Origin of the sequence: Tumebacillus flagellatus, assembly GCF_000714935.1 — a bacterium.
In the GTDB taxonomy this organism is placed as follows: Bacteria; Bacillota; Bacilli; order Tumebacillales; family Tumebacillaceae; genus Tumebacillus; species Tumebacillus flagellatus.
Genome location: NZ_JMIR01000008.1, coordinates 20150 through 34699 on the forward strand (window position 1 = coordinate 20150; position 14550 = coordinate 34699).

The 14550-nt window shown below is 58.6% G+C and carries 14 protein-coding genes; 12 read left to right on the forward strand and 2 right to left on the reverse strand.

The features are described from left to right. Positions 1 to 2: 2 nt before the first annotated feature. Positions 3 to 803 carry a formate dehydrogenase accessory sulfurtransferase FdhD gene (fdhD, locus tag EL26_RS07240; protein ID WP_038086357.1) on the reverse strand — a complete coding sequence of 267 codons (801 nt, stop codon included), beginning with the start codon at positions 801 to 803 and terminating at the stop codon, positions 3 to 5. A gap of 81 nt (positions 804 to 884) precedes the next feature. Here fdhD and EL26_RS07245 point away from each other — a divergent pair, with 81 nt between their 5' ends. The 9 genes from EL26_RS07245 to EL26_RS07280 all read left to right on the forward strand — a co-directional run bounded on the left by EL26_RS07245 (position 885) and on the right by EL26_RS07280 (position 10743). Further along, a complete protein-coding gene (locus EL26_RS07245; RefSeq protein ID WP_038086171.1) occupies positions 885 to 1247 on the forward strand; it encodes a Na-translocating system protein MpsC family protein in 363 nt (120 codons plus the stop codon). A gap of 201 nt (positions 1248 to 1448) precedes the next feature. Continuing rightward, complete coding sequence (gene fdhF, locus EL26_RS07250; protein WP_038086173.1) at positions 1449 to 4427, forward strand: formate dehydrogenase subunit alpha; 2979 nt, start codon at positions 1449 to 1451, stop codon at positions 4425 to 4427. Between the two features lie 3 nt (positions 4428 to 4430). After that, positions 4431 to 4904, forward strand: a complete 474-nt coding sequence (locus EL26_RS07255) for a helical membrane plugin domain-containing protein (protein WP_038086175.1) — start codon at positions 4431 to 4433, stop codon at positions 4902 to 4904. A 43-nt stretch (positions 4905 to 4947) separates the two neighbouring features. After that, positions 4948 to 5733, forward strand: coding sequence for a formate/nitrite transporter family protein (locus tag EL26_RS07260; RefSeq protein ID WP_038086176.1), 786 nt, complete (start codon positions 4948 to 4950; stop codon positions 5731 to 5733). Between the two features lie 93 nt (positions 5734 to 5826). Next, positions 5827 to 8808 carry a formate dehydrogenase subunit alpha gene (gene fdhF, locus EL26_RS07265; protein ID WP_038086178.1) on the forward strand — a complete coding sequence of 994 codons (2982 nt, stop codon included), beginning with the start codon at positions 5827 to 5829 and terminating at the stop codon, positions 8806 to 8808. Next, positions 8783 to 9274, forward strand: coding sequence for a helical membrane plugin domain-containing protein (locus EL26_RS07270; protein WP_038086180.1), 492 nt, complete (start codon positions 8783 to 8785; stop codon positions 9272 to 9274). The genes fdhF (EL26_RS07265) and EL26_RS07270 overlap by 26 nt, the downstream gene beginning before the upstream one ends. A 15-nt stretch (positions 9275 to 9289) precedes the next feature. Further along, on the forward strand, positions 9290 to 9526 hold the full coding sequence (locus EL26_RS07275; protein WP_038086182.1) for a heavy-metal-associated domain-containing protein: 237 nt from the start codon (positions 9290 to 9292) through the stop codon (positions 9524 to 9526). Then, positions 9510 to 9662, forward strand: coding sequence for a hypothetical protein (locus EL26_RS25390; RefSeq protein ID WP_161780678.1), 153 nt, complete (start codon positions 9510 to 9512; stop codon positions 9660 to 9662). Before EL26_RS07275 ends, EL26_RS25390 begins: the two co-directional genes overlap by 17 nt. A 103-nt stretch (positions 9663 to 9765) precedes the next feature. Further along, positions 9766 to 10743: a PD-(D/E)XK nuclease family protein gene (locus tag EL26_RS07280; protein WP_052036105.1), complete on the forward strand. Its 978-nt coding sequence runs from the start codon at positions 9766 to 9768 to the stop codon at positions 10741 to 10743. A 61-nt stretch (positions 10744 to 10804) separates the two neighbouring features. Here EL26_RS07280 and EL26_RS07285 read toward each other — a convergent pair whose 3' ends face one another. After that, positions 10805 to 11008: a hypothetical protein gene (locus EL26_RS07285; protein ID WP_038086184.1), complete on the reverse strand. Its 204-nt coding sequence runs from the start codon at positions 11006 to 11008 to the stop codon at positions 10805 to 10807. A 209-nt stretch (positions 11009 to 11217) separates the two neighbouring features. Between EL26_RS07285 and hrcA the strand changes: the two genes are divergently transcribed. The 3 genes from hrcA (at position 11218) to grpE (ending at position 14488) form a co-directional block, all read left to right on the forward strand. Continuing rightward, positions 11218 to 12261, forward strand: a complete 1044-nt coding sequence (gene hrcA / locus EL26_RS07290) for a heat-inducible transcriptional repressor HrcA (RefSeq protein ID WP_038086187.1) — start codon at positions 11218 to 11220, stop codon at positions 12259 to 12261. A gap of 99 nt (positions 12262 to 12360) precedes the next feature. After that, entirely contained in the window at positions 12361 to 13908 is a 1548-nt protein-coding gene (locus EL26_RS07295; RefSeq protein WP_038086189.1) for a TCP-1/cpn60 chaperonin family protein, read from the forward strand. Positions 13909 to 13933: 25 nt separating this feature from the next. Next, positions 13934 to 14488 (forward strand): nucleotide exchange factor GrpE, encoded by a 555-nt coding sequence (gene grpE, locus EL26_RS07300; protein ID WP_052036106.1) that lies wholly within the window; start codon positions 13934 to 13936, stop codon positions 14486 to 14488. The last annotated feature ends 62 nt before the right edge of the window (positions 14489 to 14550 follow it).

A 14550-nucleotide genomic window follows, 5' to 3' on the forward strand; every position in this document is an offset into this window, starting at 1 on the left:
TTTCACGAACGGGAGTTTTGTATGCGTTCCGGATGTGTGTACACGTTCAACGTTTCATGGCGGATAAACCCAACCGCCGTAATGCCCAACTCGTCCGCCATCTCCAACGCCAACTCCGTGGGTGCCGACTTCGAGAGCACGACTTCACAGCCGATCTTGGCGACTTTCAGCAGTATTTCCGAGGAAATACGCCCGGAGAACACCACGATCTTATCGGCGACGGAGATGCCGTTTTTCAAGCAATGCCCGTAGAGCTTGTCCAGCGCGTTGTGCCGCCCGATGTCGGTGCGCGCCAACAGCACGCCGTTTCGGTCGCAAAGCGCGGCATTGTGCACGCCGCCCGTCTCTTGAAACAGTCCGGCACCCGCTTGCATCTCGCTCATCAACCGGAAGCAGTCGTCCACCGTGAGCGTGACGTTCTGCTCCTTCATCGTCTTGACCGTCCGCGCATCGTTGAAAAAGTAGAAGCTCTGGCGGCTCTTTCCGCAGCAGGACGTGATGTAGCGCTTGTTGTACAGTCGAGTGTTCAACTTCACCAGTTTGTCTGTCTCCACATAGACAAACCCTTGCGATTCATCGACGGTGACGCTGCGAATGTCTTCATACGACCGCAGCACGCCTTCCGAATGTAAAAACCCGACCACCATGTCCTCCATGTATTCCGGCGTGCAGACCACCGTCGCAAACTCCTCGTCGTTGAGGAAGATCGTCACGGGAAACTCGGTGACGACGATGTCTTGCACCTCTTGGAGTTCGCCCTTGCGGTACGAGAGGACGGTACGTGTTGTTGAAATCGGCAACAGAGGACTCACCACTTTCTTCACAGAATGGATTGCCCACTATTTTACTCCGCACCACGAAAATGTCAAAGGCAGGTGAGACGGATGAGCACATCCCGCATCGCGCACGAATTCTCCAACGTCGTCCGCGAAATTCGCAAAAAACACACCGGCAAAGGCCCGGAAGAGATCATCACCCGCTTCGTCGGCCCTTGGGCGATCTCCGAAATGAAAGGCAACATGACCAACTTGGAAAAATTCATGGGCCAATCGGAAGAAGGCAAGCGGATGATCCACCAAACCCGTACGGCGTTTATCAAAAAAATCTACGAAGAGCAGCACGTCGTCGCTGCGCTGGAAGGGGTCGTCAACGCCAAGTTTGTCACGCTGTTCAATGATTTCAACGTCGATCTCGACACGGCGATGACCGTTTTTGTGTTTGACCGCCCATTGGGTCTGGACAGCTAGGCCGAGCCGTGCCTATAATAAAAAAACAAACGCAACCCAACACAACCAGGATTGGTTTCGCAGGTACGAAGGTGCTTGCTGCTACTCCATTATGAACCAGCACTCATTCACGCAACAGGATGAAGAGGCTGATTTGTAATGGAGTTTTTTATTTGTGCATGTTTGTGCACATCGTGAGAAGACATCGGGGGGGAACGAAGCATGGAGACCTGTACGATACGGATCGACGGGCGGGAAGTTGAAGTCGAGACCGGGAAGACCCTGCTCCAAGTGTTTTTGCAACAAGAACTGGAACATCCGCACATCTGCTACCAGCCCGACCTCGGGCCGATTCAGACGTGCGACACCTGCATGTGCGAAGTGGACGGCCGCATCTTGCGCGCCTGCGCCACACAGGTTGAGCCGGGGATGAACATAGAGCGGCTGTCGGCACGCGCTCAAGCCGCGCAGACCGAAGCGATGAACCGCATCTTGGAAAACCATATGCTCTACTGCACCGTCTGTGACAACAACAACGGCGATTGCCGCGTCCATAACACGGCGGAACTGTTGCAAATTGAGCACCAGACGTACGAATACAAGCCGAAACCCTACGAAGTGGACCTGTCGCATCCGTTCTACCGCTACGACCCGGACCAGTGCATCCTCTGCGGGCAGTGCGTGGAAGCCTGCCAAGACCTGCAAGTCAACGAAACGCTCTCCATCGACTGGGAACGCGACCGCCCGCGCGTCGTCTGGGACGGAGATGTGGCGATCAACGAATCGTCGTGCGTCTCCTGCGGGCATTGCGTGACGGTCTGCCCGTGCAACGCGCTGATGGAGAAGTCGATGCTCGGCGAGGCGGGGTTCATGTCCGGCATCTCGCAGGACTTGCTCTTGCCGATGATCGACATCGTCAAGGAAGTGGAGCCGGGGTACAGCGGAATTTTTGCCGTGTCGGAAGTGGAGTCCGCGCTGCGCGACACCCGCACGAAAAAAACCAAAACGGTCTGCACGTTCTGCGGTGTCGGCTGCACGTTTGACGTGTGGACCAAGGGCCGCAAGATTCTCAAAGTGCAACCGACCCCGGACGCGCCGGTCAACGGCATCTCCACCTGCGTCAAAGGCAAGTTCGGCTGGGACTTCATCAACTCCGAAGAGCGCTTGACCACGCCGTTGATCCGCAAGGGCGACGAGTTCGTGGAAGCGACGTGGGAGGAAGCGTTCGACTTGATCGGACGACGCCTCGGCGAGATCAAAAACCAACACGGCGCCGACGCGCTCGGGTTCATCTCCTCGTCGAAAGTCACCAACGAAGAAAACTTCCTCATGCAAAAACTCGCCCGCGCCGTCATCGGCACGAACAACGTCGACAACTGCTCCCGCTACTGCCAGTCGCCCGCGACGGACGGCTTGATGCGCACCGTGGGCTTGGGCGGCGACGCCGGGTCGATCCACGACCTTGCGACCGCCGGGCTTGTGATCATCGTCGGAGCGAACCCTGCGGAAGCGCATCCTGTGTTCGCCACCCGCATCAAACGCGCCCAGAAGCTGCACGGGCAAAAGCTGATCGTCGCCGACCTGCGCAAAAACGAAATGGCGGAGCGCGCCAACCTGTTCATCCGCCCGAAGCAAGGCACCGACGCGATCTGGCTCTCCGCAGTCGCCAAGTACATCGTCGACCAAGGCTGGCAGGACCGCGAGTTTTTGGCGGCGAAAGTGAACGGCTTCGAGGAGTTCTGCGCGTCGCTTGCGCCGTATGACTTGGCGACGGCGTCGGAGATCACCGGACTTTCGCAAGAGCAGATGATCCGGATCGCGGAGATGATCCGCGACGCGGACGGCACCTGCATCGCCTGGGCGATGGGCGTCACGCAAAACTGCGGCGGCAGCGAGACGTCGGCGGTGATTTCCGATCTGCTGCTCATCACCGGCAACTACGGACGTCCGGGTGCCGGGGCGTACCCGCTGCGCGGGCACAACAACGTCCAAGGCGCGTGCGACTTCGGGACGCTGCCGGTCTGGATGCCGGGCTATCAATTCTGGTCGGATGAACCCGTCCGCGAGAAATTCGCGAAGGCGTGGGGCACGGAGTTGCCGAGCACGCGCGGCAAAGACAACATCCAGATGGTCGAAGCGATGCACAACGGAACGCTCAGAGGCATGTACCTGATGGGCGAGGACATGGCGTGGGTCGACGCGAACGCCAACCATGTGCAAGCGGCGTTGGAAAAATTGGAATTTTTCGTGGTGCAGGACCTCTTTTTGACCCGTACGGCGCAATATGCGGACGTGATCTTGCCCGCCTGCCCGAGCTTGGAGAAGGAAGGCACGTTCACGAACACCGAACGACGCATCCAGCGCTTGTACCAAGTGATGAAGCCGCTCGGCGACTCCCGCCCGGACTGGCAGATCATCCAGGGGGTCGCCAACGCGCTCGGTGCGAACTGGAACTACGAGCACCCGTCCGAGATCATGGACGAAGTGGCGTCCCTGGCACCGATTTTTGCCGGAGTGTCCTACGAGCGCTTGGAAGGCTTCAAGAGTTTGCTCTGGCCGGTGACGGCTGACGGCACCGACACGCCGCTGCTCTACACGGACGGTTTTGCCAAGCCGGACGGCAAAGCGGTGCTCGCGCCGCTGAATTATGTGGCGCCGCTGACCGCCACGGAGGAGTACGACTTGCTGCTCAACAACGGACGCCTCTTGGAGCATTTCCACGAAGGGAACCTCACCAACAAGTCGACGGGGATTCAGCACAAAGTGCCGGACACGTTCCTCGAAGTGTCGCCCGAATTGGCGGCGGAGCGCGGCATCGAGGACGGCGCGACCGTGCGTTTGGAATCGGCGTACGGCGCGGTGCGTCTGCGCGTCTTGATCACCGATCGCGTGCGCGGCAAAGAGCTGTACTTGCCGATGAATTCCGTGAGCGACGAGACCGCCGTCAACTTGCTGACGGGCGCGGGTCACGATCTGCGCACGAACACGCCGGCGTACAAACAGACGTATGTGCGCATGCAAGTGCTCATCCCGCGCGGGCAAAGTCCGCTGCCCCGCGTCAACTCGCGGTTTGGCAAGCGCAATCCGCAACAGGGCGTGGAAGTGCACCGCAAGTGGAAGCGCTCTGACTACCGCCCGCTCGACGAGGCGACACAGGAACTGCAAAAGCAACTTCTCAACCAGGAACTCTCGGAGGTGTAACGCATGGCCAAACCCATTCGAATCGTCCGCAAACACGAACCGACGCCCGAAGAGCGTCAACAACAATCGATGCACGAGCTGGCGCAGTCCTTGACGGAAAACCAAGCGGCCGTGCAGCAAAGCCTCCAGCTGGTGCGCGAGCTTCATGACAGCGGCGCGCTGGAACTGGTGACGGCGCTGCTGCAATCCCGCGAGCAAGTCGCCAAGATCGCCGTAAGTCAGTTGCAAAAACCGGCGATGACCAACACGATCAACAACGTGATGGAAGTCGCCGGCGCGATCGGCCAACTGAACACCGACGCGACGAAAAAAGTGATGAGCGGCGTCGTGAACGGCATGGAGCGGGCGGCGGACGTGTTGGAGAAGGACGAAAAAATCGGCATCTTCGAACTGGTCAAAGCCCTGCGCGACCCCGCCGTCAACCGCGCGCTTTCCCTTGCCATCGGTTTCCTAAAGGGTTTCGGGGAAAAAATCTAGCAGTCTCGCACATGCTAATCAAAACTTGAGTTGGAGGTAGCCCATGTCGAACTATCATACACCGCAACAAATCGCAGAACTCGCTGTCGCAGCCGGAGAACGCAAAGCGAAACTTCCTCCACTCAGCTTGGTCGTCCTTGGTTTCTTGGGCGGAGCGTTTATCGCCCTCGGTTTTTTGCTTGACATCCGTGTCATTGCCAGTCTTCCGAAGGAATGGGGATCGTTCGCCAGCTTCTTGGGGGCGGCGGTCTTTCCGCTCGGATTGATTTTGATCATTATCGGCGGCGGAGAGCTGATCACCGGAAACATGATGGCGGTGCCGATCGCTTGGTTTGCCCGCCGAATCACGTTTGGGCAGGTGATCGCCAATTGGGTGTGGATCACCGTGATGAACTTTATCGGCGCGCTGTTTGTGGCTTATTTTTTCGGACACGTCGTCGGCTTGACGGAGACAGGTGCTTTTTTGACCAAAACGGCGGCGGTAGCGCACGCGAAACTCGATGAGAGTTTCGGCCAGTCGTTCGTGTCGGCCATCGGTTGCAACTGGATGGTCGCGATGGCTGTCTGGCTTGCCTACAGCTCGGAGACCGTCGGCGGCAAAATTCTCGGCATCTGGTTCCCGATCATGGGGTTTGTCGCCATCGGGTTCCAGCACGTCGTGGCCAACATGTTCGTAATCCCCGCCGCGATCTTCGCCGGGCAAGCGACATGGGGGCAATATTTCGGAAATTTCGTGCCGGTGTTCCTCGGTAACGCCGTCGGGGGAGCCGTCATGGTCGCCGGGATCTACTATCTGGCATACTTGCGCGGCGTCGAAGCGAAACAGTAAACCTCTCGACAAAAAGCCATCCGTTCACGGATGGTTTTTTTGTTTTGGGCGGATACTGGTGGGAGATAAAGCCAAATCGAGGTGGTGACTTCAATGGAAGAACAGAAGCAGACCCTGCGCATCAACGATCGCGAGTTTTCGTTTGAGCCGGGGCAGAGCATCTTGGAAGCGGCGCAGGCGCAGGAGTATTACATCCCGCACGTGTGCTACCACCCAAGTCTTGGCGCGATCCAATCGTGCGACACCTGCATGGTGGAAGTCGACGGAGAATTGAAGCGCTCGTGCATCACCAAGTGCGAGCCGGGCATCGTCGTCAACTCGATCTCGGAGCGGGCGCAAGCGGCGCAATTGGAAGCGATGCAGCGCATTTTGAAAAACCACGAACTGTACTGCACGGTGTGCGACAACAACAACGGCAACTGCACCGTGCACAACACAGCCGAATATCTGCAAGTGGAACACCAGAAGTACGAGTTCAAACCGAAACCCTACCCGCAGGATACGACGCACCCTTTTTACCGGTATGAGCCGGATCAGTGCATCCTCTGCGGGCGCTGCGTGGAAGCGTGCCAAGACTTGCAAGTCAACGAAACGCTCTCCATCGATTGGACGATGGAGAACCCGCGCGTGCTCTGGGACGGCGGCTCGCCGATCGACCAATCCTCTTGCGTGTCGTGCGGGCACTGCGTCACCGTCTGCCCGTGCAACGCCCTGATGGAGAAAACGATGCTCGGCGAGGCGGGGTACTTGACCAACATTCCGAACGACCTCCTGCTCCCGATGATCGACCTGACCAAAGCGGTGGAGCCGGGCTACCAAGAGATCTTCGCCATCTCGGAGATCGAATCGGCGATGCGCGATTCCCGCATCAAGCGCACCAAGACCGTCTGCACATACTGCGGCGTCGGCTGTTCGTTTGAAGTCTGGACCAAGGGGCGCAAAATCCTCAAGATCGAGCCGCAGCACGAGGCCCCGGTCAACCAGATCTCAACCTGTGTCAAAGGCAAGTTCGGCTGGGACTTCATCAACTCCGAAGAGCGCTTGACGAAACCGTTGATCCGCAAGGGCGACAAGTTCGTGGAAGCGACGTGGGACGAAGCGCTCGACTTGATCCACGAAAAACTCGGCGGGATCAAAGACACGTACGGCCCGGACTCCATCGGGTACATCGCGTCTTCGAAATGCTCCAACGAGGAAAACTTCATCTTCCAGAAATTCGCCCGCGCCGTGATGGGCACGAACAACATCGACAACTGTTCGCGCTACTGCCAATCGCCCGCCACGTCCGGCCTGATGCGCACCGTCGGCATCGGCGGCGACGCCGGAACGGTCAAGGACATCGCCAACGCCGGACTTGTCATCGTCATCGGCGCGAACCCTGCGGAATCGCATCCGGTGCTGGCGACGCGCATCAAGCGCGCGCATAAATTGCGCGGACAGAAGCTGATGGTCATCGACCTGCGCAAGCACGAGTTGGGCGAGCGCGCCGACCTGTTCATCCGCCCGAAGCCGGGCACCGACTTGGTGTGGCTCTCGGCGGTAACCAAGTACATCCTCGACCAAGGCTGGCACGACGAGAAGTTCATCCTCGCCCGCGTCAACGGGTTTGAGCAATACGTGGCGTCACTGGAGAAGTTCACACTCGACTACGCCGTGGAAAAAACGGGCATGACCCGCGAACAACTCATCCAAATTGCCACCATGATCCATGAAGCGGACGGGGTTTGCATCCTCTGGGCGATGGGGGTTACGCAGCACTCGATGGGCACGGACACCTCGACGGCGATCGCCAACCTGCTGCTGGTTACCGGCAACTTCGGCCGTCCGAACGCCGGGGCGTACCCGTTGCGCGGGCACAACAACGTCCAAGGCGCGTGCGACTTCGGCACGATGCCGGCGTGGATGCCGGGCTATGAATCGGTCGAGGACGAGAAAGTCCGCGCCAAGTACGAAAAAGCGTGGGGCGTGACGCTGTCGCCGAAGCCGGGTCTGAACAACCACCAGATGATCGAGGGCGTCACCAACGGCAAACTCAAAGCGCTGTATCTGTTCGGCGAAGAGATGAGCCTCGTCGATTCGAATTCGAACCACGTCGAGAGCGTGTTTGAAAAACTGGACTTCTTCGTCGTGCAGGACATCTTCTTCTCCCGCACCGCCCGGTACGCCGACGTCGTGCTTCCCGCCGCGCCGAGCTTGGAGAAAGAGGGCACGTTCACCAACACCGAACGCCGCATCCAACGCTTCTACCAAGCGTTGAAGCCGCTCGGGGATTCCAAGCCGGACTGGCAGATCATCCAACTGGTCGCCAACCGCTTCGGCGCGAATTGGAAGTACGAGCACCCAAGCGATATCATGGCGGAAGCGGCGACGCTTGCGAACATTTTTGCCGGGGTCTCCTATGAGCGGCTGGTGGACTGGAACTCGCTGGTGTGGCCGGTCGAAGCGGACGGCACCGACACGCCGTTGCTCTACACGGAGCGCTTTGCGTTCCCGGACGGCCGGGCGCGTCTGTATCCGCTGGAAGAGCACGAGCCGATGTTTAAGCCAAACGAAGAGTACGACTTGCACTTGAACAACGGCCGTCTCTTGGAGCACTTCCACGAAGGCAACATGACGTACCGCTCCCAGGGGATCACGCACAAAGTGCCGCGCGAATGGCTGGAAGTCTCGCCGGAACTCGCCCGGGAGCGCGGCATCGAGTCGGGCGCGCTGGTGCGCTTGACTTCGCCGTACGGGCATGTCAAAGTTCGCGTGCAAGTGACCGACACGGTGCGCGGCAAGGAACTGTACTTGACGATGAACTCGCGCGACGCGGAATCGGCGATCAACCGCTTGACCTCGTCGTACCATGACAAAGTGACGCACACGCCGAACTACAAGGAAATGAGCGTCAAGATGGAAATCTTGGAGAAGAACGGAGAGCAGCCGCTTCCGATGCACAACCACCGCTTCGGGCACCGGACTCCGCAGATCGGGGTGCGGGTCGAGGCGAAGTGGCAGCGTTCCGACTACATCCCGATCCCGGAAGCGATCGACGGAGGTGATTTCAGTGGCCAAAGCCATCACACACATTGAGGCATCCGTTCCCAACGAAGTGGAAGAGCGAGAACAAGCCATCCAAGAAATTCTAAGCAGCGCCGCCAAGAACAAAGAGGCGCTCCTCCTGTTCATGGAGATGCTGGGCGACCTGCACCGAGGGGGTTTTTTGGAAGCGGCAGACGCATTTCTCAAAAACCGTCACAAAATCAGCAGGATCGGCATCAACCAACTCAACAAATCCGGCGCGCAACACATCATCAAAAACGGCATGGGCGCGCTGCAGTTTCTCGCCGGCGTCGACCCGAACAAGTTGAACGCGATGCTCGGCGCCGTCTCCACAGGCATCGACCGGGCGGTGGAAGCGCCGGAAGGGAACGAGCGTCCCGGCCTCTGGGGCATGGTCAAGCAGATGCGCGAACCCGGCGTGCAGTCGTCGCTCGGCGTGCTGATGAATTTCCTGCGCGGCATGGGCGACGGGTTGGAGCAAAACCGAGTTCACTAGAGGGAAGGTGAGGGCATGGCGACAGGAAAGTTCATTCTGCAAGGAATGAAGGGCGAGGACGACGCCAAGCGGGTCGATGAAACCCTGCGCGGCGTCTGGGGCATCCAAGACGTCAACCTGCACGTCGAGAAGGCGGAAGTCAATTTCCGCTACGACGAGCGCGCCGCCTCGTACCAAGATCTGAAACAAGCGCTGATCGACCAAGGATTCGGCGTCGTGGAGGGGAGGATGTCGGATGGCCAACGTCTGTGAACTGTGCGGCAAGAGCGACGGCGAGCCGGAGACGGGGACGGGGACGGAGATGTCGCTGGACACGCTGAACGTCTGCGAGAACTGCCGCAAAGACCGGCAGTCGGACGACGCGTCGGGAACCGGCCGTTGGTGGTAATTCTGAAAAAAAGAAAGCATCTGCAGCCGATGTGCCGCAGATGCTTTTTGATATAGTACAATGGAAGCACTTGAGCTTGTAAGACAAAGGAGTTTGTGCTTCCATGTTTCAGATTACCCCCTACCCCGAGTGGTCTTGGTCGCATTCGCGGGACCATCTGTTTCAAGAGTGCCCTCGGAGGTATTACTACCATTATTACGGTTCGCACAACGGCTGGCTGCGCGACGCAGCACCCGAGCAGCAAGAGACGTACCGCTTGAAGCAGATGGCGAACTTGTTCCTCGTCTTCGGGGATGCGCTGCACCAAGCGGCCGACATGCACATCCGGCAGTTTCAGGCGAAGAACCACCTGTTTTCGTACAGTGAACTTTTTACGAAGATCCGCAACATGATGAACCAAGCGGTGCTGGAGTCCAAGGACATCGAGCAATGGCAAGCCGCGCCCAAGAAGCGCAAGATGTTGGTGGAGCAGTACTACTACCACCAACTGCCCAAGCGCATCGTCCAGATCATCAAGGAGCGCATGGAAACCTGCTTGACCAACTTGCTCGACAGCGAGTCGATGCGCGAGATCACCACCGACCCGCGCGTTGAGATTTTGGAAATGGAGAAGCTGAACACGATCTACGTGCGCGGCGAGAAAGTCTACGTCAAGCTCGACGTGCTGTACCGCATCGGCGACCGCTACATCATCTCCGACTGGAAGACGGGGCAAGAGGACGAGAGCATCGAGGAACAGCTCTACCTCTACGCGTACTACCTGCACCGCGAAGCCGGCGTGCCGCTTTCGCAAATCGAGATTCGCACGGAGTACCTGTTGACGGGCGAGTGCCGCAAAACGTACGTCACAGAAGCGAACTTGGAGCAAGTCGAGGAGAAGATCGTCTCGTCCACCGCCGAGATGAAATCCTACCTGCACGATCCGGCGCAAAACCAACCGCTTTCCCGCCTCGACTTCGAGGGAGCCGCCAACCCGCGCTCCTGCATGTACTGCAACTACCGCCAGCTCTGCGAACTCAAAGACCGCACGCTGCTCGATGCGGCAGACGAAGCAGCGCCAGGCGCGGAACAAGCAGGATAACCACCCGATACTACAGATACACAAAGAAAAACTTGGTCTGGCGAGTGCCGGACCAAGTTTTTTATACTTGTTGACTCTTTTGTCGTTGAACGACTTCTAAGACAAGACCGATGACGACGGCCGGAAGGAACATATAGAGCAACGAGGGAGCGCCGACTTTGAGTATGGAGGCCGTCGTCCAATCCACTTGCCCTGACAAGGCCACAACGTTGCACAGCGCGAACAGACAGCTCAAGGTCAACCACAACACAAAGATCTTTTTCATCTGAATCGTCCCCCTTTTGACAATATTCTAACATTTTATATGACGGAAGGGAATGGTTTGTGACAAAAAAGTGAACAAATTTGTCTGCTTAAATTTCGTTTTTGAAACGCCGGAAGTTGACAACGGCAACTCGGTTTTGCTACATTTTATCTAGACTTAGCACTCGTGGTCATCGAGTGCTAACAAAGCGACGAAGGAGGGAGTGCTCTGTGTTAACCGATCGCCAGAAAGTCATCTTGCAAATTCTCGTCGATGATTATATTCGTTCTGCGGAACCGGTTGGCTCGCGCACGATCTCCAAGCGACCGGACATGTCGATTTCGCCGGCGACCATCCGCAATGAGATGGCCGATCTGGAGGAGTTGGGCTATCTCGAACAGCCGCATACGTCCGCCGGACGCATCCCTTCGCAGAAGGGCTACCGCTTCTATGTCGACCACCTCATGAACGCGGACAACGGAGAAGCTCAAGACGTGCAAAACCTGCGCTCCGGCCTCCTCAACCGTTTGGACGAGATGGAACAAGTCGTGCAGCAGACCGCTTCGATCGTGTCGGGCTTAACCAACTACACGGCGATCGTGCTCGGCCCGAAAGTGTTCACGGACAAACTGCTCTCCATCCAGATTCAGCCCTACGGCGATCGAATGGCGGTGGCGATTCTGGTCACCGACACCGGGCATGTCGAGCATCGCAAAGTCACGATTCCGGAAGGCGTGCCGCCCGAAGCGATTGCGCACTACGTCAACTTGCTGAACCAAAAGCTCGTCGGAGTGCCGTTGCACAAGCTGAAATCCGCATTGCACACCGAAGTGGCGGACGAACTTCGCCGCTGCTCCGAACAGTTCGAAGGCGCGATGATGCTGTTCAATCAGATGGTCGAGCCGGAAGACGACGGCACGGGCGGTCAGCGCATCTACCTCGGCGGCACCACGCGGATCATGAACCAACCGGAATTCCGCGATGTCGAGAAGCTGAAACCGCTGTTGGACATGTTTGAGCAGACGCAGAAGCTGGTTCGGATGCTGGAGGGGACAACCTCATCCGGAGGGATTCAAGTCCGCATCGGACACGAGAACTTGATCGAGACGATTCACGAGTGTTCCTTGGTCACCGCCTCCTATACCATCGACGGGATTCCGGTCGGTTCGATCGGCGTTTTGGGGCCGACGCGCATGGAATACGGGCGGGTGATTCACACCTTGAATCAATTCTCGACGACGCTGTCTCAGATTTTGACCCAACTGAATAAATAACAACCTCCTGTTCATACTTGAAGAGGTAGTTTCGTAGAACGTAGAACGATCAGGGGAGTGTACGCTCCTCTTACATAAGATCGATGGGGGTTATGCCGGATGAGTCAGTCCTCCAGTCAGAAGCCGCAGGAAGCCGACGAACGATTGGCCGCGCTCTATTCGAACGCGACCGCCGTGCGCGCGATCTCTTCCGCCGTCGAAGGGACGATCGGCCCCAAGGGGCTCGACACGATGCTCGTCGACACGCGCGGCAACGTGATTATTACGAATGACGGTGTGACGATCCTGAACCGGATGGAAGTCACCCACCCGGCGGCCAAGATGCTGATCAACGTCGCATCGGCCCAGCAAGAGGAAATCGGCGACGGCACGACGACCGCGACGCTGTTGGCGGCGGCTCTTCTTAATGAAGGCGTGGCGCAAGTGGAGCGCGGCGTGCCTGTCACCCGCGTCATCGAGGGCATCGCGTCCGGCGTCCACTACGCGGTGGAACGCTTGCAAAGCCGCGCCCGCTCCTTGGATTTTCTCGGCGAAGACGTGCTGTATCAAGTGGCGATGGTCGCCGGTCGCGAGCATGATGACATCGCGCACCTCGTCACGGAAGCGGCACACTTGATCGGCTTCGAAAAACTGCGCGACCCGCAGTATCGGCTGTCCGATCATGTGATGTCGAGCGTCGGAGCGCAGAGCGAGGTGTTTCAAGGGCTGATCTTGAATAAGCAGCGCATGTCGCCGCAGATGCCGGCCTCTGTTCTGGAAGCCAAGATTCTGATCGTCGACGACGCGCTGGAGCCGGAAGAGATCGATTCCGAAGCGCTCGGCACGGAAGCGGGCTTCCAACTCTACCGCCATTATAAGGAAGAGTTCCGCAAACACATCTCCGCTCTGCCCCAGCTCGGCATCAACGTCGTGTTCACCGACCGCGGTGTTTCGCCGGTCGCCGAAGAGGTGCTCGGCGAAGCGGGCGTGATGATCGTCCAGCGCGTGGCGTCCAAAGACCTGCGCAAAATCGCCGAGCACACCGGCGCCCGTCCGATCAAACGGACGGGAATCGCCAAACAGCCGGAAGAGCTGCACCGCTTCCTCGGGCGTGCCGAGTCGGTCGTGGAAGACGAGCGGATGGAGACGATCCGCATCGTCGGAGGCTACGGCAAGCCGCTCGCCACGATCCTCGTCGGAGCCTCGACGGAAGAAGTGGTCGGCGAGCGCTCTCGCATCGCCCGCGACGCCGCGTCGTCCGTGCAAGCGGCCGTCCGGGGCGGCGTGGTGCCCGGCGGCGGTTCGGTGGAACTCTGGACGGCCCGCGAAGTGGAGAAGATGCGCGAAACGGTGCGCGGCATGACCGGGTTCGGCGTTGAAGCGGTCGCGCGCGCTCTGCGCAAACCGATGACGCAAATCGTCCAGAACGCCGGGTTCAACCCGTTGGAGAAAGTCGAAGAAGCGAACGTCGCGCAGGTCGAACTCGGCAGTGATTCGCTGGCGATCAACTGCGAAGACGGCAGCGTCAGCGACATGGTCGAGTACGGCATCTACGACCCGACGCTGGTGAAAACGCACGCGTTGCGCGCAGCCGGAGAAGTTACGGTGGCGATCATGCGCATTCATACGATCATTCGCATGAAGGATCACAGCGATGACGAAGAATAGAGGATTTCTTAGGAGGTTCCGAAAGATGGAAGACAACCGTATGGACGAAACCGTCCAAGAAAAAGCGGTCGAAACCGAAGCCCAAGCGGCCGAGGCGGACGGCGCTGAAGATACCCGCACCCGCGAAGAGTTGCTGGCGGAAGTGCAGCGACTGACGGCGGAAGCGGACGATTACAAGGGTCGCTACTTGCGCGCCCAGGCGGATTTTGACAACTTCCGCCGCCGCAGCCGTCAAGAGAAGGAAGAGTTCGCGGCGTATGCGAACACCCGCATCATCGAAGAACTGCTTCCGGTGCTCGACACGTTCGAGATGGCGATGAAGTCGGCCGACAACGCCGACGTCAAAACCCTGCTCACCGGCGTGGAGATGGTCTACCGCCAACTGCAAACCGCGCTTGGCAACTACGGCCTCGCGCCGATCGAATCGGTCGGACAGCCGTTTGACCCGAACTTCCACGAGGGCGTCATGCAAGTGGAGTCGCCGGACCATCCGGCGGGCACCGTCGTGATGGAGATGCGCAAGGGCTACAAGCTCAAGGACAAAGTCATCCGTCCGGCGATGGTGCAAGTCAGCCAGTAATCCGTTACTCATTCAGCCTCATTGAGTTTGCCAAATCCTTTTTTCCTATCTATATAGAAGCT